Origin of the sequence: Microcoleus vaginatus PCC 9802, assembly GCA_022701275.1 — a bacterium.
Classification (GTDB): Bacteria; Cyanobacteriota; Cyanobacteriia; order Cyanobacteriales; family Microcoleaceae; genus Microcoleus; species Microcoleus vaginatus_A.
In genome coordinates, this window is sequence record CP031740.1 from 4,976,453 (window position 1) to 4,996,460 (window position 20,008).

The following is a 20,008-nucleotide window of genomic DNA, read 5'->3' on the forward strand; positions in this document are numbered from 1 at the left end:
GGAACCGAGAGTTTTAAGGGTTGTTAATTTTCTGCTGTAGTTCGGTGGTCATTGCTAGTAGTTCTGATTGGGCGATCGCACTTTGTTCACCACTCGCCAACCACTTCAATTGTACCGTCTCGTTTTCAGCTTCCGCATCTCCCAAAACTAAACACGCAACCGCACCGCTGCGATCGGCTCTTTTAAACTGTTTCCCGAAAGCACTAGCGCTCAAATCTATCTCTACACTAAACCCGGCACTTCGCAATTTTTGAGCTAACAATACCGATTGCTGTTCTGCTTTTTCGCCCCTGGATACCAAATAAAAATCCAATTTGGGCGCGGGCAAAGGTTGCAACTTTTGCAGCAGGATAATCAACCTTTCGATACCCATTGCCCAACCGACTGCCGCCGTATCTGGGCCGCCCAATTCCTTTACTAAACCGTCGTAGCGGCCACCTCCACAAACTGTTGCTTGCGCTCCCAAATCGTCGGAGATAATTTCAAATGCGGTGTAGGTATAGTAATCTAAACCGCGCACTAATCTGGGATTTAACTGATAGCTAATTCCTAAATTTTTGAGCATAAGCTGCACTTGCTCGAAGTGCGATCGCGATTCCTCTCCCAAATATTCTAAAATGCTAGGCGCACCAGCTACAATTTCTTGAGTGCGCTGATTTTTGCTGTCCAATATCCGCAGCGGGTTTCGAGTCAAGCGGTCTTGAGAATCCGCGTCTAATTCGTCTTTGTGCGGTGTAAAATAATCGATCAAAGCTTGTCGGTAATTTTGTCTGTCTTGCTTATTTCCGACAGAATTAATATCGAGGCGCAAATTTTTTAAACCCAGGGTTTGCAGGATGTCGCAGGCGATCGCAATTACCTCGACATCCGCACGAGGATTCGCACTCCCCAAGACTTCCACGCCAATTTGATTGAACTGCCGCTGCCTTCCTTCTTGCGCGCGTTCGTAGCGAAACATCGGCCCCGTATACCACAGACGCTGCACGTCTCCCGCCGCGTACAAACTGTTTTGAATAAAAGCTCGGACTACCCCGGCTGTGCCTTCTGGACGCAAAGTAGTCGATCGATCGCCCTTATCCTTAAAAGTGTACATTTCTTTGCCCACAACATCGGTAGCTTCGCCGATGCCGCGTTCAAATAAAGATGTCTGTTCAAAAATTGGCGTCCGAATTTCTCGATAAGCCGCTTTTTTCAAAATTGTTCTAGCGACTTCTTCTATATTTTGCCAATATTGAATTTCAGCGGGCAAAATATCCCGCGTTCCCGGTAAAGTTTTAATTGCACTCATTTTGTTAGTCAGTTGTCAGTTGGCAGTTGTCATTAGTAATTAGTCATTAGTTCTTAGTTATTAGTTAACAGTCAACATTCAACAGTTAACAATTCCTAATAACTAATGACTTAATAATTCCCACGCTCCATAACGATCGCCATAATAAGCCAAAATGCGATCGACCCGCTCGCGACCTGCCAAATCGAACCCTTCAGGATACTGTATCCACAAACCCCCAACTTGGCTGTCGCCGTAATCAAACCGCTGCGACTGCTGCGGAATTAAACCGGTTTGCACCCCTTCAACTTGACGCAAATGGGTCGCCACTTCGTGATACACCGCCAGCGGCAATCCAGGGCTTTGAATTTGATAGCGGAGTTGTTTTTCTTGTGCCGTTTGCATCATTTCTTTGCCTGTCCCCAACCAGAATCCCTACTTAAGATACTTCTTTATCGATCGGCCGCGGTAAAGGGCAGCAGTTAATATTATCCAAACATACCTTTCCCCACTGCAACGCCCAGCGTACAAGGGTAACTCGATTGTCAGCGCGCGTCTTGTTCAAGATATTGCTAATGTGGTTGTCAACTGTACGCTTGCTAATCTCTAACTTTTCGGCAATTTTCTCATTAGTCAATCCCGCCGCTACTAACTCTACCACTTGCAATTCTCTGTCCGACAGGGTGACAGGGGTTCCAGAGACAATCCCACTCATAAATTTTTCCTATGTCTGCATATTTACCTATCTACAATTCTAAAGGATGAGGGTTCGAGTATGAAGAGAAAATTAAATTTGTTGTGCTACTCTTTCGGGCCCGAAGCACCAACTCGCTTGCAGAATCGCCAGGAGTACCAACCCAGCGCTGACACAGCAAGACGCACAGCCGCTTGCACTGCTTGTGCCTCGGGTGGCGGATGCTGCCTTTACCTACCCCCATCTGACATCCGGGTCAAACCCGCAGATGTTTTCAGGTAAAACAACTGATACGCCCGCACTGCACTTGTGCGTTGAGCGAGTAACTACCAGTAACAATAAGTCTGATATTATAGGAGCAGCCATAAAAAAATAGCTTGCAATTTTTCTGGGATGGGTTAAAAATCATTATTGACCTGTCTAGTGCAGGTCTAAAATCTAAAATCTAAAATCTAAAATTTCTATGACTTATCCTCGCGTTCTGTGTCTGGGTGAAGTTTTATTTGATTGTTTAGCAGACAAACCAGGAGTATCTCTCGAAGAGGTAGAATCTTGGACGGCATATCCCGGCGGTGCTCCTGCTAATGTTGCCTGTGCTTTGGTTAAATTGGGGACGGCGGCGGGATTTATCGGTGCTGTAGGTGGGGATGAATTGGGGAATTCTCTAGTGCAGGTATTGCAAGAAGTAGGGGTTGATATCGCTGGAGTGCAGCGGCATCCAAGTGCGCCGACGCGGCAAGTTTATGTCTTGCGGAATGAAGCGGGCGATCGAAATTTTGCCGGTTTTGGTGAATTTGATACTGCGGATTTTGCCGACACCCACCTCCTCGCTGCACAACTACCCGAGGTGCTGTTTGAAAATGCCGATTTTTTAGTGCTAGGCACTTTAGAATTAGCTTATCCTGAAAGTCGAGAAGCGATCGCCAGAGCGATCGAACTAGCAGAACGGTACGACGTTAAAATTATACTTGACATCAATTGGCGTCCAGTGTTTTGGTCAAATCCAGAGGAAGCAAAAGACCGCATTAGAAAAATATTAAAAAATGTTGATTTTGTCAAGTTATCTGACGAAGAAGCGGAATGGTTGTTTGACACTACCGACGCAGGAGCTATTACCTACCGCCTCGATTCTGTAGAAGGCGTTTTGGTGACTGCAGGCGAGAAAGGTTGCGCCTATTGTATCTCGGAAAATGAAGGAAAAATTCCCGCCTTTGCAGTAGATGTTGAGGATACAACAGGTGCCGGCGACGCATTTCTGGCTGGTTTTGTACGCCAGTTGTGCAAACATGGAATTAAGAATTTAGCAGATCCAGAAATAGCCCAAAAAATTGTAACTTATGCGAGCGCGGTAGGTGCGATGACAGCCATGAAACCCGGGGCTATTAGATCTCAACCAACCGCCGCTGAAGTAGAAGCTTTCTTGTATTTGTACAAACATTAGCACGCCCAAACTCTCCCCCGGAAACGGACAGGGGGCTAAATTTGGTTCAGAAACCCGGAATCTCAAAAAAAATACTTCTTATACTAAACCCCCGTTAAAAAGCTTCGATAAGACTCGGCGTTTGGACTCCCTACTATACAAACTCTCGTCCGGGCTGAGAGGGCCTAACAAATAAACAGGTATTTAAGCCAGGTTTGGTATTAGAGGTTTTATTGTGGGCCATTAACCGCACATCAGATGATTTCTAATTTGGCGCACGATTACCTCTAGCGGCTGCGAAGCATCTATGATAATTGCATCTTCTGGCTCTTCGAGAGTGCCTAACTGACTTAACAACAAGTCTGCTTTCATGTAGTGATTTTCGCGACTTGTTAACCGGGCTGCCAATAGCTGAAAAGAACATTTGAGATAAACTATTTTCATCCCCTGTTGGTCGCGGTAGAGCATTGCGCGGTAAGATGCTTTTAAAGCAGAACAAGCCAAAACCACATTTTTATTTTCTAACAGCCACGTATCTATTGCAGCTTGCAATTGTAATAGCCAAGGAAGGCGATCCGCATCTTCTAAAGGAATGCCGCGACTCATTTTCTGGATATTAGCTGATGGGTGAAAATCGTCGGCATCGCTGAAATCCCAATTGAGAGATTGTGCTAGCAACTTGCCAACAGTAGTTTTGCCAGAACCTGAGACTCCCATCACGATTGTAATCATCACGTTTATTTACCGAATACTTGCAATTTTATCGAGTTGTGCGATCGAGAAACCGGCTTTCTTAAGTTGCCCGATGAATCCTACAATTATAAACAATTCAACAAACCCAGTCTATTTCTAATTCTAGAGCAATTTTATTCCCGAGTGGGTTTAATGAATTCACAATAATTAACTTGGGTTCTTCCCTAACTTTGTGATGAGAATTTTACTTATTGTTGCTGATTATCCGATCGCACTTGTCGCTAAAACATCACTGCTAACCGACTGGTACATCGCACTGGAGAAGGGGCGAAAGTCTCGCCAATCCACGATCATCTTGCACAGCAAGCGAAACTGTAGCGGCGTTGGGGGTTGATTGAGGCGATCGACTTCTACGCGAACCACTTCTGGATGCTGCGAAATAATTTCAAAAATATCCTCCACAAGATAGCGCTGACAATAGCCGACAATCCAGTGATCTTTAGTACACAGAAGCAGACGGGAAACGCCCGGATTTTGAAATTCATGGGCTAAGTACAAAAATTCCCCCACTTGAAGCCGATTAATCCGTTCAATTGCCGACTTTGATAGGTATCGCAGTCCATCTGCAAAAAAATGGATACAGTAACATCCATTTTCATCTGGTTCGGGACAAGGGAACACCTCAAATTTATCAGTTGCCCGTTTGCCTCCGCTGCGCGCCAATAAAGCAATTGGGTCATGTTCGTGTTCAGGGATATTCAACCACTGTACAAATTCATGGTAGTCAGGGCGCGCTCGCGACATCACTCGATTAGAAAACAACGAAAACAGTTTCTGTGAAGTGTAAACATTATTGAAATTCGGGAAAGATGGCAAGGGTTGAAACCCGCACTTAAGTTTAGCTTCGAGAACACCATTTGTATAATTGAACTGGTATTCTTTACCGTTAAATGTCAATCGACCAATCGGAAACCAAGAACCGCTGCCTGGGCTTTGCCAAGCCAAAAATAGTGTTTTCAAAGCAAATCTCCTGTCAATTCAAGCAGTGCACACCTTACACAATGATAGGGTTGCGCTCTGCGGCGCACCTTACCGCTATAAGTAGCCTGTCAAACCAATTTTTACATAAGCCCTGTGAATGTATTCTCCTAGTCTATAGGAAATGGCATCAAAATTTGGTATTTTTGGCTTTTTGCCAGGACGATAGCAGCACCAATCAACTGAATAAACATCTTTTTTAACCAGAAGCTAAAGCTATAATAATACCACCAATGCGGACAATAACTTAAATTGTACTTAACAGGATTATAGTGAATATAGTTTAAATGCTGTTCAAAATTATCTTGTTTGCAAATAGGATATCCCCAAAAACGCCGCTCCCAAACCTCACTTTCTCGACGCTGGTGCCCAGAAAATGAGGCATTTTGAGCCAAAGTTCCTTGACCTTGCAAAGATTGTGTAAATACAACTTTTATCTCTCCCAGACGCTTGGCATAGGCACTATGATTAGAAGGTAATTTTCACAAATAATGGATGTAGTCGGGCAATACAACTGCCCAATAATTTCCCAAGGTTATTCTGATTTAATCGCCCCTACAGCATTGCGGAGTGGCCAGACATTTTCTGACTCGGAAAATAGCGGTGTACGATTGTAGGTAACAAGCGTTAGGAATAAACTTCCACCAGGAAGCTAAAATCGGCGATAGTTGGGCATTAATATCGTCCTCCTACTTTTTTATAGGTCATTTTACACTCATTTTTGCGGGTGCGCCGAAGCACACCTTACATTCATCTCGTAGGGTACTCTGCGGCGTACCTTCCAGGGGCCTTCGGGGGCGCCGCAGAGCACCTTACATCAGCTACTTTCTAACACAGGAATTCGCGTGGATCGGTGACATACCCAGTCAGGGCAGAAGCCGCCGCCGTATAAGGCGAAGCTAGATAAACTTGCGCTTCTTTATTCCCCATGCGGCCGGGGAAATTGCGGTTAGTTGTAGACACGCAAATTTCGGGTTCATTCATCCGCCCGAAAGTATCTTTCGGCCCGCCCAAACAAGCGGCGCAAGAAGGCGCTGCGGGTTCGATGCAGCCTGCAGCTAAGAAGATTTCGGAAAGCGTTTGACCTTCGTATTTTGTGACAAACAAATCTTCGTAAACTTTCTGAGTTGCTGGTACTAAATAAGTCGGAACTTTGACTTGATTTCCTTTCAGAATGCGGGCAGCATTCTGAAAGTCGGAGGTTTTGCCACCGGTGCAGGAACCGATGTAAACTCGATCGATCTTGACATCGCGGCAGTTGCGGGCTAAGTCGCGGTTGTCGGGAGAGTGCGGTTTGGCAACGACTGGTTCTAATTTGCTGACATCGTAGGTGCGATCGCTATAAAATTTAGCATCGCCATCGCTGTAAAATGAATCGAAGGGTTTATCAGTCCGAGAAGTAACGTAATCAAACGTAGTTTTGTCGGGCGCAACCGTGCCGTTTTTACCACCAGCTTCAATCACCATATTGCACAGCGTCATCCGTTCTTCCATCGTCAAACGCTCAACTGTATCGCCAGCAAATTCCATTGTCCGGTAGTTAGCACCGGCCACGCTAATATCACCAATAATCTGCAAAATCAGGTCTTTTGCTAACAAATAATCCGGCAGTTCACCGTTGAACACAAAGCGCATAGTTGCGGGAACTTTGATTAACAGTTTGCCGGTTCCCATGATAAAAGCCGCGTCTGTATTGCCGATACCGGTGGCGAATTGTCCGAAAGCGCCGGCATTGCAGGTGTGGGAATCTGTGCCGAAGAGCACTTCGCCCGGTCTGGTGTGGCCTTCTTGTGCTAGCGCGATGTGGCAAACTCCTTTGTAGTCGGGATTTGCTTTGAAGTCCGATCGATCCGTGATGTCGTAAAAGTATTTTATCCCTTGTTCTTGGGCAAAATCGCGGAGAATATCGACGTTGCGGTTAGCGCGTTCGTCGTTGGTGAAAATGTAGTGGTCGGGAATGAGGACGATTTTGTCTGGGTTCCAGACTTTAGCATTCTCACCGAATTCGCGTTTGAAAACGCCGATGGTGCCGGGCCCACAGACATCGTGGGTCATCAACACATCTGTTTCTACCCAGATATTTTCTCCGGGCTCGACTTTAGTGCGGCCTGATGCTTTGGCTAATATTTTTTCGGTCAGAGTCATTCCCATAGTGCGATCGCTCTTTTTTATTAGATGCTACAAGTGTATTGTAAGCGAAACATTCTATTAAAATAGAAATTATCAGGTCTCAAAAATCGGGATTAATGACGATGACCTTGCTGACGTTACCCCTAAAAGTTAATCTCGATCGCGTTCAATTTACCGATGAGCAGTTTTATCAACTCTGTCTCAGTTGTAGCATGGGTGGAATTGTCTCGCTGGGAAGCACTGACTCCAGAACAACGACAGAAATTTCCCCCCATAGCGCCGGATTTTGTAATTGAAGTGCGATCGCGATCGGATAATTTGCAAACCTTACAAGATAAAATGCTGGAATACCTGCAAAGTGGGGTGCGGTTGGGTTGGTTGTTTAATCCACAGAATCAGCAGGTAGAAATTTATCGACAGGGACAAACAAAAGAGGTTCGCTCTTTACCAACACAACTTTCGGGAGAAGATGTTTTACCTGGATTTGTGCTGGAAGTTCCATTATTTACAGATTGAACTATAAGAGGCGATCGCTCTTGGTTAAATGATAGTTTTACCAAACCCGGTTGTTGATGGCGATCGCCTTTTAATTGTGGATGCAAAAAATCTAATAATATAAGACGATCGTCTCCTCACACATCAAGCTTTGCTAACCCCAAATAGCGAATGCCTTCTGGTGTCACATCAAACCGACAGGGCAAAATCTCTACACCTGCATTAATCGCCTGTCTGAACAATTCTCCGTAAAGGCGATCGGCACTATCCCCCGGAGCAAAATCAGTACAATCCCCGCGATTAATAAAATACAGCATTACAGCCCTCGAACCCTGCCGCACCACTTCCATCAATTCTTTCAAATGTTTCTGTCCCCTTTCCGTCACTGTATCGGGAAATAAAGCCAACTCCTCTTTTACCCAAGTTGTATTTTTCACTTCCAGAAAAATCGGTTTTTCCTCACCAGTTAGCCAAAAATCCACTCTACTTTTTTTATCAGTGCCGTAAACAACCTCCGGTTGAATTAAACTGTAATTGCCCAACTCGGGAAACAATTTCAATTCCAAAGCTAATTTAACTACTCGATTTGGCAGCCCAGTATTAACTCCCACCCAAGTTGGCACAGTATCGCAAACTTTAATTAATTCCCAAGTATAAGCTAACTTGCGTTTGGGATTGTCGCTGGGAGATACTAGCACTGGATTGCCCGGAATGTAAACACCAGTCATCGGGCCAGTATTCGGACAGTGCGCGGTGATTATTTCTCCCGAATCTAGTTCAATTTCGGCAAAAAATCGCTTGTAACGTTTGATGAGAATTCCGGGTAAAAGAGGAGGATATTTGTAAATTAAGTCAGTCATTCGATTTGAGATTTTCAATTTTAGATTTTAGATTGAGGCATCATAGCATGAAACGACGGTTTGTAGTTTAGGTAGGCTTACTTATTCATTCATTCTTTGTTTCATATCCTTTGCAGCTAAAGTATAACCTCCATCAGCACCGTCTATAAAATGTACTTGGCGACCGCTGCGTTCAAACACCAAACAAGTCATCAACGCTCTGTCAGCAACGTGCAAACCATACACCAGCTTGCCTTCTCGGTAATTATTTTCCAAGTACGCCGTCAATTTTTTTCGCTGCCACCCATTCCCCGAAATTACCATTCTCAACATATCATCAAATTTGCGGTAATCCGTAGCGGCGATCGCAATATCTTTATAAACTCCCCAATCTAACTCTTCTGTCTTAACTTTTAAATTCATTAGCAGCGAGCCAAGTGCCGTTTCTAACTGTATTTTTGATAAATCTCTCTGGCGGTCAAACCAACTAGCATTGTACGCTTTAACTTGAATTTCTTTAATCAGCTTTTTGCTATTTAAGGTCAAATTAAGATTTTTACCATTAATAGGATTTAAACAATCTTCGTTGCCGTAAATGGATTCGATTTTTTCTAAAATATTTCTATAACGTTGATGGTTCTGCTGACCCAAATCTGAAGGAACCATTACCAGCAGCGTTACTATTTCCCCGTACTTGCTGGGAATATCCTGCCATCGGCATTCCAATCCCGAAAAATCGGCGGTTTCAGAAATGCCATTATTTTTAATACTGTAAATATTACCACCAGCAGCGTCTTTAATAAGTTCAGTAGCACGGGTTAATCCGCCGCCAATAAAAACAGCTTGGCTATAATTTTCCGAAACTTTAAACTTAGCTATTTTAACTGGGTAATTAGCTGCTACCACAAGTTTAATCGGCACAGCCCCAACTCGCAAATCCATGTCAAATTCAGTCTTAGCCATTTGTTGAGTGGCCAGCAAAACTTTCTGGGCAGCGGGTAAAAGCGATGGGCCCATTAAAAGAGTAGCGCCGTCGCCACCAAAGACAAAGGGAATTTCTATTTTACCCGCGATATTCAAAACAGCAGCGATCGAACTAGCCCCCAATAAGTTAACTTCTTTGTAGCGTCCAGCTTCGATCGCTTTGGTAGAACCGCGAATATCTGTGACAATAATGTACCAGTCATCGGGTACATCCACAAAGTTCCGCAAGTCAGTAATATCGATAAAATTGTCCAGTAAACGCAATTCGGAATAGAAGTTTTCTGAGTTCATGATATGATTCTCCCGATTCGCGATTAAAATAAGTGAATCCTTTTAGCATTAGCGTTTGTAACCATTTGTGTCCCAATTACAGAAGCCCTCTCGTTCCCTCGCAGGGATTGCCGGCATTGTCGCAGTCGCCACTCTAATTAGCAAAGTCTTTGGATTGGTGCGCCAAATTGCGATCGCCGCAGCCTTTGGAGTCGGTGTCGCCGTCGATGCCTACAACTACGCCTACGTCATCCCTGGTTTCTTATTTATTTTGCTCGGAGGGATTAACGGGCCATTTCACAGCGCCATAGTCAGTGTTTTAGCCCGCCGGGATAAAAAAGAAGCAGCACCCTTAGTCGAGACTATCACCACCTTAGTCGGGGGCTTGTTGCTGTTGGTCACGATCGCTTTAATTATTTTTGCCGATCCGCTGATCGATTTGGTAGCACCTGGATTAAATAGAACAGCAGAAGGTTTAGAAATCAAAGCAATTGCCGTCCAGCAATTTCGGATTATGGCACCGATGGCATTACTTTCAGGCTTGATCGGCATTGGTTTCGGCACTCTCAACGCGGCCGATATGTACTGGTTGCCTTCGATTAGTCCTTTATTTTCCAGCGTTGCACTTGTCGGCGGTTTGGGGATTCTCGCACTGCAACTCGGAGACAAAATTATTCAACCAGAATACGCACTAATTGGCGGCTTAGTGTTAGCTTGGGGAACTTTAGCGGGGGCAGTTTTGCAGTGGTTGGTGCAACTGGTGGCGCAGTGGCGCGCGGGCCTGGGAACATTGCGTTTGCGGTTTAATTTTAAACGCCCCGGAGTGCAAGAAGTAATTAAGGTGATGGTTCCTGCTACCTTATCATCGGGAATGCTGCAAATTAACGTCTATACTGACCTATTTTTTGCATCCTACATCCCTCAAGCTGCCTCTGCGCTGGGTTACAGTGGCTTGTTAGTTATGACTCCTTTAGGCATCATTTCTAATGTAATTTTAGTGCCATTTTTGCCGATATTTTCTCGCCTCACCGAACCCAAAGACTGGCCGGAATTAAAAGATAAAATTCGTCAATCTTTAGTTTTGACCGGGATTACGATGCTGCCGCTGAGCGCTTTAATGGTAACGCTGGCTGGGCCGATCGTCCGCGTGGTTTACGAACGCTATGCTTTTGATCGGTCAGCGTCGCAGTTTGTCACGCCGATATTGATGGCTTACAGTATTGGAATGTTTGTGTATTTGGGACGCGACGTTGTGGTACGGGTATTCTACGCTTTGGGAGACGGAGAAACCCCTTTTCGTGTCAGTATTATCAATATCTTTTTGAATGGACTACTGGATTATTTATTAGTAGGAGCTTTTGGCGCGCCCGGATTAGTTTTGGCGACGGTGGGAGTGAATCTTACTTCGATGGTTATGCTTTTGTACTTATTAGATAAAAAGCTGGGTGGCCTGCCTTGGGGGGAGTGGAGTTTGACTTTTCTGGGGTTAACTTCTGGCAGTTCTCTAACTGCATTCGTTACCTTGGCTACTCTGCAAGCCTGTCAAAGAGTTTTGGGTACTGAAGGTTTGGTAATTCAATTAGTGCAGTTGAGTGTGGCAAGTTTTGTAGGGTTAGGAGTTTTTGCCGTGTTTGTCAGTCAGATGAAGTTGCCGGAAGTTGATATGTTTGTCGCTCGCATTCGGGGGCGTTTTCGCAAATAAAATTTTCGGGGCGGGTTAAAGGCCAAACACCAGACACAACGCCCACAATCTGCGTACAAAACCCGCCCTTTCTTTACATTTTGCGCTGAAATTCCTCAAGAACATCCATCAATTGAACTTGACACTGCATCGGAATTAAATCTGCCAGTGGCACTTCCCGCTTGCCACCGCCCAACTTGACTGGAATTCCTTGCAAAACTTGTCCAACTTTGTCAGCATCTAAATTGCCATCTTCCAGCATTGAATAAAGTTGTTGGGCAACAACGGTATGCAGGTGGGCGTCATTGAGATACAAATGCCACTTGGCAATGTCAATGTAGACATTTTCGCCGATTTCGGCTGCTAAGGATTCGATCGCCTGTGTAGTATTAGCCATATCAAAAAAGCCGAAAGTTATTTGTTATCAATCAAAAGACTTAACAAATCGCCGCCAACTGCCTTCAGCCAGAATCTTTGGTGAGTGGCGAATAATCGGCGATCGCAAAATGGTAAATCGCGTGGGCCAAAACTACTAGAGCCCATCCACCCGTTACCGAAATTGCCCAAGGCCAATCAGCCTTTTGCAAATTGTGAACAAACCACAAACCTGAATTGGTAGCAGAAAAAAGACCGACGTGGATAGCAAAATTCATCCGGTCATCTAAGCGGCGGTACTCGGGATCATTGCGATCGGGTTTGCGGGGCCAACGAGGAGGCATAGTTTTTCACTTCATATTAGTAGTTCAGTGCCTATTTTAATCATAAGTGCAGCTTTTTTAATGCTGCATCCCTCTTTCGGCAGGAAACTTATGCCTCTACATTTTCATAGTCTCCAGACTTGCCGCCACTTTTACTCACCAGTCGAATTGACTCAATGGCGATCGACTTTTCCAATCCTTTAGCCATATCATACAAAGTCAGCGCGGCCACCGAAACCGCCGTCAGCGCCTCCATTTCCACCCCAGTTTCCGCCTTAATTTTCACCGTCGCCCGAATTTGATACCCCGGCAAATCAGCATCCGCTATCACCTGCACCTCCACGCTACTCAGCGGTAGAGGGTGACACAGAGGAATCAAATGCGCCGTCTGTTTCGCCGCCATAATTCCAGCCAGCCTTGCAGTGCCCAACACATCACCTTTCGGCGCATTCCCCGCTTCAATCGCCGCAAACGTCTCCGGTAACATCCGCACCCGGCCCGCAGCCACAGCTTGCCGCACAGTCGGCACCTTCGCTGAAACGTCCACCATTTGGGCTTCCCCGCTGTTGTCGAGGTGAGTTAGCTGTGCCACATCGGGCAATTTAGAAAAAGTTTGGGAAAGGTCTTGCATTATTTTGGTAATGGTGTTACTGTTAGATTCTGTGAGAAAAGAACTTAATCAATTTTAGATTAAATCTGAACTCAACAGGGGCTTGTAGCTTAGTTGGATAGAGTGCATGGCTACGAACCATGAGGTCGGGGGTTCGAATCCCTCCAAGCCCACTACTAAAGGTTATGAATTTTGAGTTATGAGTTTTGAATTAAGAAATTAATTCAACTCAACATTCAAGATTCATAACTTTTTTAATGGGTATTTTACAAGAAATCTCACTCTTTGTGCAATAGGCCCGAAAGCCTGTTTTTTTGCTAACTCATCGATTCAAAGCATAAATATCTTCGCCTCGACCGATCGCAAATTTCATCGAATTAGATAAGCCCTTGCTAGACTGAGTAATAAAAACCACCAAAGCCAAACCAGCGAGTCCAGCCGCAAAACCAAACATATTTCTGTAGCCAACTTGTTCCGCAACAAAGCCTAAAGTCGGCCCTGCAACCGCAATCCCCAAATCAAATCCGCCAATACAAAGCGAAAACAAGCGGCCCCTTTCATAAGGCTCGCACCTGTCCGACATCAGCGTTACCATCATCGGCAAAACCGTACCGCCCGCGCAACCTTCAACCAAAGCTGCTATTAAAAAAGCACTGCTGTTGTTAGCAAAATACAACAATAACATAGATACGGCATAACAGATTAAGCCGCCAGAAATAAACAAGCCGCGGCCGTATTTGTCCGAAGCCCGTCCCGTGAGCAACCGTATACCGAAACTGGCGATAGCCGCCGTAGAATAAAATAATCCAGGATTCAAATTAGCCTTGGTTTCTTGGATAAACAAAGGCATAAAAGTGCTCAAAGTTCCAAATACTAAACCAACCACCAATAACACTAAAGCCGGAATCCGCACTCTCGGATTCCAGAGCATTTGCCAGTATTTTTGGTTATTTTTGTCCTCAGATAGCGAGTCCGAGAGTGTTAAATCTGCCAAATTAGGTTCCGCAACTTTGGCGGTAAAAAATACAGCCATTGCAGCGAAAGCTGCCGACATCGCAAACAGAGGAGTATAACCAACCCAAGCTTGCACAAATCCGCCAATAGCCGGCCCAACTGCTTGACCAATAGGATTCACCAAGCTCATGTAACCGATTAATTCGCCCCGCTTTCCTGGCGGGGATAAATCTGTTACCAAAGCGCTGTAAGCTGTAGTAAAAGCGGCGATACTAAGGCCGTGAAAAACGCGAATAAGTAAGAGTAAGGGGATAGATTGAGCTAACAGGTAGCCCAAAGGGGCGATCGCAGCGACTGACGCACCTAGAAGCAAAACTTGTTTTCGTCCCCTGCTATCGGCTATTTTACCCAATTGCGGCCTCGATAGCAAAAGTCCGATCGCAAATGCACCCATCACAAAGCCAATTTGCTGTTTTGTGCCGCCCACAAATTGAACGTACAACGGCAAAGTTGGCAGTAGCGAAGCCAAACTCGACCAGAATAGCAGGCCTGCGGTGAATAAAGTTAGTAAGCTGCGTCTGGGTTGGGGATCGATGTCCCTAAAAATATTCAAGATGCGAATTCCCTTTAAATCTTCTGAGTGCGCTCAAGTTGAGGTCGAGTGTATCTATATCATTGTGTTACAATTTCTTAATATTTGCAACAAAAAAACTTGATATTCTACTCACAGTCAACCGTGAACAGCCAACAATCAACAGTCAGCATTCTTACCAATCAACCTCAGCCCTTTCCTCCACCACCCGTTTATAAACCCACTCGGTTTCTATCGCCAACTTCGGCCAACTAAATCGGCGTTCCAAATCTTGAGAAGCATTGTCAACCAACCACTGCGCGTAACCCGGATTTTTGAGCACCTCCAAAATTCCCCAGGCCAAAGAATCCCGATTGTTTGCCTCAGTAACAACGCCAGTTTTAGTGTGCAGCACCACCTCTGGAAGTCCGCCCGCATCCGAAACCACCACCGGCACTCTTGCAGCAAAGCTTTCTAACGCTACAATCCCAAAAGGTTCGTAAAGACTGGGAAAAACCGCGCAGTCAGCCACCGTCTGGAATTTGTCGAGATTTTCTTCAAACATGAACCCAGTAAAATAACACTTATTCCAAATTCCTAAATGCCAAGCCAAATGTTTGAGATGGTCTGTATTGCCGCCGCCAACAATTACAATTTTCGCTTTACCGCCCATTTCCCAAATTACTTTAGGTGCAGCATTCAGAAATACAGCAATACCTTTTTCGTAGCTAATTCTTCCTACATAATAGACTATTTTTTCGTCGTCTGCCGCAAACTGGCGGCGGAAGTTCATCGCGTCAAATTCGTGCCACCTGGGCTTTTTATCTGGTCTAATTCCGTTGTAAATTACCTCTATTTTGTTCCACGGAGTCGATAGTACCCGTTCGGCTTCCCGCCGCATATAATCACTGCAAACAATTACTCGCCAAGCATTGTAGGCGAGGTCGTTTTCCTTGGCGTTAATGTAGCGCTGCCCTTCATTGTGGATGCCGTTGAAGCGCCCATATTCGGTGGCATGGATGGTGGCAATTAGCGGTACTTTAAAGGTATGCTTGAGAGCGATCGCCGCATCTCCCACCAACCAATCATGAGCGTGGATGATATCAAAGGGGCCTTCCTCCAGCATCAGTTTCCCGCCTTGGTGACCCATGCTTTGGTTGAGATTCGCCACCCAGTGAAAAAAGTCCCTGGCCTGCCCCACCAACACCCGATGCACCCGTATTCCTTCCACCACTTCGTACATCGGTGCGTGGCCGAACTCTACTGTAATTAAGTGAATTTCGTGGCCCACCTTCACCAATTCTGGATATAGTTCCGATACGTGGCGGGCGATACCGCCTACGATTCTGGGAGGAAACTCCCATGCCAATACCAAAATTTTCATCTTTCTCCCTCCAAATAATTTATATAACTTAATGCTTAGGATTAACAGATTTATTGTAAAATGATCAGCCTCAAATTTGAGTTGATCGTAAGTTGATGCCCAATGCCTGACTTTTGGCAGCAACAAAGACAGAAAATCATGCCTAAACCTGGTTTTTGCACGAAATTGCTCGATCGCCATTGCTGCCAAAAAAACACGTTTCCTCAAGATTTGAGCCACTGAAGGAAGCAATGGCGATCGTAGCTACCCGCTTACCGTTTCTTCAAAATCGGCTCCCATTCGCCGCGAAAACGGGTCCAAGCAGCAGCCGATGCAGAATTAGAAACAGCACCCTGACGCATCAAAATCGTGCCATCTTCAAAGCCAACAATTCCGTACTCTCCCGATTTGGACATTCGATCGATCGCCGGTACGATCTCCCGCAACTGTCCCCGTTCCCCGCGAAACGCAGCCTGATACTGCTGCAACTGCCAGAGATCGGCAATTACATATTGCATCTTCACTGCCTTCCCCGCATCATTGCGGAGTTCAAACATCGGAAACCTGAGAATTTCCCGCCTGCCTGACAAAATCGGCACAATAGTATTCGTCGCTGCCACGCTAGCATCAGCAGGAATTTGAGCCAACAGCGGCCGCACTTGAGATACGTGCTGCCATTGTCTGACGAGAGGAACCTGCACCCAAGGATCGATCGCATCGGGCAAAATCAAAGAAAAAGTCCGATTTGGGTTAGAGGTGAAGGTAAAAAATAGCGACAAGCAAATGCAAAACGCCCAAAAGCGGCGAAACTTTGAAGACGAAGGCAGAGGAAATAAAGCAGAAGGAAAACGCAAAAACATTCTTTCCTCTCTCACCATTCTATCTTCTTCCTTTTGACGGTCAGCCCACCACAGAATCGCCCCGTAAAAAAGCCCTGGAACCACAGTCATCGCATAGCGAATATTAATCGCCAGCACCGACTCTCCTTTCGCTAAAAATAGCTTCAGTAGCGGAAATCCAGCTATCATCCAAGACGCAGGCGCGAAAGCGGGAACCAAAGCTAATGGCAACCACTGACCAAGGAGGTATCTAATCTTACCAAAAAACGGCGTAAATAATTGAGCCACCAACCGCCCGGGATTGCTCACCATTCCCCAAATAATTTCTAGAGTCGAAGCTTCATCTCCATCGGCATATTGGCCGAAGCGCTCCATCATAAACCGCTGGGATATATCAGCAGAAAACAAAGGCATAATCAGATTGGTCAGGACGATCGTGTAAGCAAAACTGAGGATGCAGACAGCCAAGCCAGTCCGAGGGTAGCGCCGACTGAAAATCATGTAAAATCCGACGCCAAATAAAATAATTCCCGCATCTTCTCGCACGGCCAAAATTAAAGTTGCCAGAATCCCAAACAGTGGCCACCAGCGCTTCTCCATCGCCAACAGCAAGCCAAAGACATACAGCGGAATTTGACAAACATCGTGAAAATTGCCCATAGTCGGGCCGATGACCGCGTTAGCGCAGTAATAGCTCACAACAATTGTCGCCGACAGCCTCGGTTCCAGATAGTGTCTGGCGAGAGCATAGAGCACTCCTCCAGCCGCCGTAATTAAAGTCACCTGCAACACCGTCAAAGTGACGGGCGAGGGAAACAGCGAGTAAATTGGCAACCACAGCATTAGCGCCGGGGTGAAATGCTGCCCCAACCGATAGTAAGATACTTCCGGGAGCTGATTTTGGTGAACCACATTAGTGGACAAAGCCGAAGAGAGGGAACTCTCAAACAAGTGACCCCGAGTGCCGTTCCAAAAAAGTTGATTGAAAATGCCTTGGTCGTAAGTAGCGTAAAAGCTGTAGTAGCGGTGCAGCGTCAGCAACAGGCACAACACAAAAAAGGTGGCCGCCACTTGAACCACCACCCGCAGCGACTCATTTTTCTTCCATCTCAAAAATATCATCTGCCCGCTTGTAATGAAATTATCGGACAATAGCATAAATCTAAAGTAAGTATTAAATTAAAGTAGAAGTGAAATAACTCGGCTCGGCAATGCTCAATTATTTTCACCCGATCGAAAAGCTCAACAGCGTCCATCCAACACCCGGCACCAGTGGCACTGACTGTTCTCCCGAACAGCAGGTCAATTCCGCACCGCTTTTACAGCTCTTGCTGTTTGTAGACAAGCGTTCCTCTTCCCGGGAACAGACCAGACACATCCGCAAGTCCCTAAAGGATTTGAAGGCAGAGTGCGACTTTGAGCTTCAAATTATCGACGTAGGAGAACAGCCCGATTTAGCCGAACACTTTAAACTTGTAGCCACTCCCTCGCTGCTCAAAATTCATCCCGAGCCGCGACAAACTCTCGCCGGCAGCAATTTGATCGCCCAACTCGAACACTGGTGGCCCCGCTGGAAGCGTTCTGTAGAAGAATACGCAGCTCAGCAGCAGTCAGCCCCAGCATTTGCTGACAGCCTGACTGACCCAAAACCCATCTATTCCGTTGCTTGCGCCGCCGAACTTGTGCAGCTTTCGGATGAAGTTTTTCGCCTCAAACAGGAAAAAGAACACCTGCAAGAGCAGTTGCAGTTGAAAGACCGGATTATTGCGATGCTAGCTCACGACTTGCGTAATCCCTTGACGGCAGCATCTTTGGCTTTGGAGACTTTGGAGTCAAGTCAGAAGGTGAAAGAGGGGGAAAAGTCGCGTTTGACACCGAGTCTGGCGGCTCATTTGATGAAACAAGCCCGCCGCCAAATCCGAATTGTCGATCGAATGATTACAGATATCCTGCAAGCAGCCCGGGGTACAAACGCTCAACTCCACATTGAACCAAAAAGAATCGAACTGGGGGGGATTTGTCAAGATGTAATCTTGCAGTTTCAAGACAAATTTCAGGCGAAAAGTCTGAACTTAGAAACAGACATTCCCGCAGATTTGCCCTTGGTGTATGCCGATCCCGATCGCATCAAACAAGTCATAGTCAACCTGCTTGACAACGCCAGCAAGTACACACCAGACCGAGGAACTGTTAATCTTTCAATTCTCCACCGCACCGCTTACAAAGTTCAAGTCAGCATTTGCAACAGCGGCCCGGGAATTCCTGAAGAAGATTGCGCGAGCATTTTTGAAGACAGCTTTCGCTTACAGCGAGATAAATCAACAGACGGTTACGGCATTGGACTGTCTCTGTGTCAAGGCATCATCCGCGCCCACTACGGTCAAATTTGGGTAGATTCTGTACCCGATAGAGGCAGTTGTTTTCACTTTACTCTGCCCGTCCAAAAATAAAAGTTAGCTGTCATTTGGCAGTTGTTCAGTAGCAACCGAATTTTATATTACAGCTCAACTTTTCCGCAGTGCCGCAATAATCTGTGCGTTTGCCTTGGGAAAAGTAAATTGGTCAATTTCGTCGAGTGTCACCCAGCGAATTTCATCGCATTCGATCGTTTGCGGTTCCCCGCTGACGTGGCGGCACTGGTGCACGTAGAGTCTAACTGTAAATTTAGTGTAGTCGTGGTCAATTGTAATTAAGCGATCGCCAACTTCTACGACAATCCCCAACTCCTCCATAATTTCCCGTTTGATGCAAGCTTCGATTGTTTCCCCAGGCTCTATTTTTCCGCCCGGAAACTCCCAGAAACCCCCGTGCAGTCCATGTTGTCGGCGCTTGTCAATCAAAATTTGTTGGCGATCATTCCAGATTGCAGCAACGCCGATAACTTTGTGGACCAAAGGAGGAAAAGACATATTAATTGGGAATTGGGTATTGGGAATTTAAGAATAATATCAATAATTATTCAATTATTTAATCTAAAATCTAAAATCTAAAATCTAAAATCTAAAATCTAAAATTCAAAATCTAAAATATTAAGCCCCCATCTTGCGAGGGGGGGCTTGACACTTGGACCACTTAAATGTTAAGAATCTACTAATCGTCCGAGCCGTGTCTCTCACTGGCTTGTATGGACTTTTCAAAAGTCATTCGCTGTTCGGCATTTTTCAGAAAATAACCGCTAATCATAGCCGAGGCGAGCAATCTACCCAAATGTTCGCGACTGGTAGTCACTGTCACCCCGAAGTGTTCCGAAGGCAAATTCCCCAAAAGTCCAACAATATTTCGCTCCATTACTTGAAACACTTCGTGAGAAGTCGGCTTAGACAACTGAGAAACTGTGTCCGGAGCCATTGACTGCACGTATTGCCATAATAAGTTGGTATTTTCTCCGTCTTCTTCAAAGAATTCTGGGGATTTATTAGATGAGTTGCTCACGAGTACCTCCGTTTCAGACACAGCTTGTTA

Annotated in this window: 19 protein-coding genes, 1 tRNA gene and 2 pseudogenes; 5 read left to right on the forward strand and 17 right to left on the reverse strand. The window is 45.7% G+C overall.

The genetic code is table 11. The annotated features are described in order from the left end of the window. Positions 1-13: 13 nt before the first annotated feature. The 3 genes from D0A34_20245 to D0A34_20255 form a co-directional block, all read right to left on the reverse strand. The gene (locus D0A34_20245; GenBank protein ID UNU20893.1) at positions 14-1,288 is read right to left on the reverse strand and encodes a histidine--tRNA ligase; all 1,275 of its coding nucleotides are present in this window, start codon (positions 1,286-1,288) and stop codon (positions 14-16) included. 102 nt (positions 1,289-1,390) lie between these two features. Continuing rightward, a complete protein-coding gene (locus tag D0A34_20250) occupies positions 1,391-1,672 on the reverse strand; it encodes a hypothetical protein (GenBank protein UNU20894.1) in 282 nt (93 codons plus the stop codon). Positions 1,673-1,706: 34 nt separating this feature from the next. Next, positions 1,707-1,982, reverse strand: coding sequence for a LuxR family transcriptional regulator (locus D0A34_20255; GenBank protein UNU20895.1), 276 nt, complete (start codon positions 1,980-1,982; stop codon positions 1,707-1,709). Between the two features lie 442 nt (positions 1,983-2,424). On the opposite strand from D0A34_20255, the gene D0A34_20260 reads away from it, so the two are divergent. After that, positions 2,425-3,402 (forward strand): carbohydrate kinase, encoded by a 978-nt coding sequence (locus D0A34_20260; GenBank protein ID UNU20896.1) that lies wholly within the window; start codon positions 2,425-2,427, stop codon positions 3,400-3,402. A 222-nt stretch (positions 3,403-3,624) separates the two neighbouring features. Here D0A34_20260 and D0A34_20265 read toward each other — a convergent pair whose 3' ends face one another. The 4 genes and pseudogenes from D0A34_20265 to D0A34_20280 all read right to left on the reverse strand — a co-directional run bounded on the left by D0A34_20265 (position 3,625) and on the right by D0A34_20280 (position 7,263). Then, positions 3,625-4,113, reverse strand: a complete 489-nt coding sequence (locus D0A34_20265; GenBank protein ID UNU20897.1) for a gluconokinase — start codon at positions 4,111-4,113, stop codon at positions 3,625-3,627. 222 nt (positions 4,114-4,335) lie between these two features. Continuing rightward, positions 4,336-5,094, reverse strand: coding sequence for a DNA-binding protein (locus D0A34_20270; protein UNU20898.1), 759 nt, complete (start codon positions 5,092-5,094; stop codon positions 4,336-4,338). A gap of 75 nt (positions 5,095-5,169) precedes the next feature. Further along, positions 5,170-5,788: pseudogene (locus D0A34_20275) on the reverse strand (transposase). 152 nt (positions 5,789-5,940) lie between these two features. Beyond that, positions 5,941-7,263, reverse strand: a complete 1,323-nt coding sequence (locus tag D0A34_20280) for a 3-isopropylmalate dehydratase large subunit (GenBank protein UNU20899.1) — start codon at positions 7,261-7,263, stop codon at positions 5,941-5,943. A 101-nt stretch (positions 7,264-7,364) separates the two neighbouring features. On the opposite strand from D0A34_20280, the pseudogene D0A34_20285 reads away from it, so the two are divergent. Continuing rightward, positions 7,365-7,758, forward strand: a pseudogene (locus D0A34_20285) (Uma2 family endonuclease). A 116-nt stretch (positions 7,759-7,874) separates the two neighbouring features. On the opposite strand, the gene sfsA reads toward D0A34_20285, so the two are convergent. Both sfsA and D0A34_20295 read right to left on the reverse strand, forming a co-directional pair. Next, positions 7,875-8,597 carry a DNA/RNA nuclease SfsA gene (gene sfsA / locus D0A34_20290; GenBank protein ID UNU20900.1) on the reverse strand — a complete coding sequence of 241 codons (723 nt, stop codon included), beginning with the start codon at positions 8,595-8,597 and terminating at the stop codon, positions 7,875-7,877. Positions 8,598-8,678: 81 nt separating this feature from the next. Beyond that, entirely contained in the window at positions 8,679-9,851 is a 1,173-nt protein-coding gene (locus D0A34_20295) for a DUF3095 domain-containing protein (GenBank protein UNU20901.1), read from the reverse strand. A 67-nt stretch (positions 9,852-9,918) separates the two neighbouring features. On the opposite strand from D0A34_20295, the gene murJ reads away from it, so the two are divergent. Next, on the forward strand, positions 9,919-11,532 hold the full coding sequence (gene murJ, locus D0A34_20300) for a murein biosynthesis integral membrane protein MurJ (protein ID UNU20902.1): 1,614 nt from the start codon (positions 9,919-9,921) through the stop codon (positions 11,530-11,532). 73 nt (positions 11,533-11,605) lie between these two features. Here murJ and D0A34_20305 read toward each other — a convergent pair whose 3' ends face one another. The 3 genes from D0A34_20305 to moaC all read right to left on the reverse strand — a co-directional run bounded on the left by D0A34_20305 (position 11,606) and on the right by moaC (position 12,840). Then, positions 11,606-11,908: a DUF3181 family protein gene (locus D0A34_20305; protein ID UNU20903.1), complete on the reverse strand. Its 303-nt coding sequence runs from the start codon at positions 11,906-11,908 to the stop codon at positions 11,606-11,608. Between the two features lie 64 nt (positions 11,909-11,972). After that, positions 11,973-12,230, reverse strand: a complete 258-nt coding sequence (locus tag D0A34_20310; GenBank protein ID UNU20904.1) for a hypothetical protein — start codon at positions 12,228-12,230, stop codon at positions 11,973-11,975. Positions 12,231-12,318: 88 nt separating this feature from the next. Continuing rightward, complete coding sequence (gene moaC, locus D0A34_20315; protein ID UNU20905.1) at positions 12,319-12,840, reverse strand: cyclic pyranopterin monophosphate synthase MoaC; 522 nt, start codon at positions 12,838-12,840, stop codon at positions 12,319-12,321. 78 nt (positions 12,841-12,918) lie between these two features. Between moaC and D0A34_20320 the strand changes: the two genes are divergently transcribed. After that, a tRNA-Arg gene (locus D0A34_20320) sits at positions 12,919-12,995 on the forward strand. A gap of 146 nt (positions 12,996-13,141) precedes the next feature. On the opposite strand, the gene D0A34_20325 is transcribed toward D0A34_20320, so the two are convergent. From D0A34_20325 to D0A34_20335, 3 genes are all read right to left on the reverse strand, one after another. Further along, positions 13,142-14,386, reverse strand: coding sequence for an MFS transporter (locus D0A34_20325; GenBank protein UNU20906.1), 1,245 nt, complete (start codon positions 14,384-14,386; stop codon positions 13,142-13,144). Positions 14,387-14,540: 154 nt separating this feature from the next. After that, complete coding sequence (locus tag D0A34_20330) at positions 14,541-15,728, reverse strand: glycosyltransferase family 1 protein (GenBank protein UNU22391.1); 1,188 nt, start codon at positions 15,726-15,728, stop codon at positions 14,541-14,543. A 251-nt stretch (positions 15,729-15,979) separates the two neighbouring features. Further along, the gene (locus D0A34_20335) at positions 15,980-17,704 is read right to left on the reverse strand and encodes a DUF2079 domain-containing protein (GenBank protein UNU20907.1); all 1,725 of its coding nucleotides are present in this window, start codon (positions 17,702-17,704) and stop codon (positions 15,980-15,982) included. A 53-nt stretch (positions 17,705-17,757) separates the two neighbouring features. Here D0A34_20335 and D0A34_20340 point away from each other — a divergent pair, with 53 nt between their 5' ends. Further along, positions 17,758-18,996: a histidine kinase gene (locus tag D0A34_20340; protein UNU20908.1), complete on the forward strand. Its 1,239-nt coding sequence runs from the start codon at positions 17,758-17,760 to the stop codon at positions 18,994-18,996. 54 nt (positions 18,997-19,050) lie between these two features. Here the strand turns inward: D0A34_20340 and mutT are convergent, their stop codons facing one another. Both mutT and D0A34_20350 read right to left on the reverse strand, forming a co-directional pair. Continuing rightward, entirely contained in the window at positions 19,051-19,455 is a 405-nt protein-coding gene (mutT, locus tag D0A34_20345; protein UNU20909.1) for an 8-oxo-dGTP diphosphatase MutT, read from the reverse strand. A 181-nt stretch (positions 19,456-19,636) separates the two neighbouring features. After that, the gene (locus D0A34_20350) at positions 19,637-19,978 is read right to left on the reverse strand and encodes a DUF760 domain-containing protein (protein ID UNU22392.1); all 342 of its coding nucleotides are present in this window, start codon (positions 19,976-19,978) and stop codon (positions 19,637-19,639) included. Positions 19,979-20,008 lie beyond the last annotated feature (30 nt).

Excerpts from the sequence above, each read along its gene's own strand:
- D0A34_20245 (UNU20893.1), bottom strand. The coding sequence starts at position 1,288 with ATGAGTGCAATTAAAACTTTACCGGGAACGCGGGATATTTTGCCCGCT.
- D0A34_20250 (UNU20894.1), bottom strand. The coding sequence starts at position 1,672 with ATGCAAACGGCACAAGAAAAACAACTCCGCTATCAAATTCAAAGCCCT.
- D0A34_20255 (UNU20895.1), bottom strand. The coding sequence starts at position 1,982 with ATGAGTGGGATTGTCTCTGGAACCCCTGTCACCCTGTCGGACAGAGAA.
- D0A34_20260 (UNU20896.1), top strand. The coding sequence starts at position 2,425 with ATGACTTATCCTCGCGTTCTGTGTCTGGGTGAAGTTTTATTTGATTGT.
- D0A34_20265 (UNU20897.1), bottom strand. The coding sequence starts at position 4,113 with ATGATTACAATCGTGATGGGAGTCTCAGGTTCTGGCAAAACTACTGTT.
- D0A34_20280 (UNU20899.1), bottom strand. The coding sequence starts at position 7,263 with ATGGGAATGACTCTGACCGAAAAAATATTAGCCAAAGCATCAGGCCGC.
- sfsA (UNU20900.1), bottom strand. The coding sequence starts at position 8,597 with ATGACTGACTTAATTTACAAATATCCTCCTCTTTTACCCGGAATTCTC.
- D0A34_20295 (UNU20901.1), bottom strand. The coding sequence starts at position 9,851 with ATGAACTCAGAAAACTTCTATTCCGAATTGCGTTTACTGGACAATTTT.
- D0A34_20305 (UNU20903.1), bottom strand. The coding sequence starts at position 11,908 with ATGGCTAATACTACACAGGCGATCGAATCCTTAGCAGCCGAAATCGGC.
- D0A34_20310 (UNU20904.1), bottom strand. The coding sequence starts at position 12,230 with ATGCCTCCTCGTTGGCCCCGCAAACCCGATCGCAATGATCCCGAGTAC.
- moaC (UNU20905.1), bottom strand. The coding sequence starts at position 12,840 with ATGCAAGACCTTTCCCAAACTTTTTCTAAATTGCCCGATGTGGCACAG.
- D0A34_20330 (UNU22391.1), bottom strand. The coding sequence starts at position 15,728 with ATGAAAATTTTGGTATTGGCATGGGAGTTTCCTCCCAGAATCGTAGGC.
- D0A34_20335 (UNU20907.1), bottom strand. The coding sequence starts at position 17,704 with ATGCTATTGTCCGATAATTTCATTACAAGCGGGCAGATGATATTTTTG.
- D0A34_20340 (UNU20908.1), top strand. The coding sequence starts at position 17,758 with ATGCTCAATTATTTTCACCCGATCGAAAAGCTCAACAGCGTCCATCCA.
- mutT (UNU20909.1), bottom strand. The coding sequence starts at position 19,455 with ATGTCTTTTCCTCCTTTGGTCCACAAAGTTATCGGCGTTGCTGCAATC.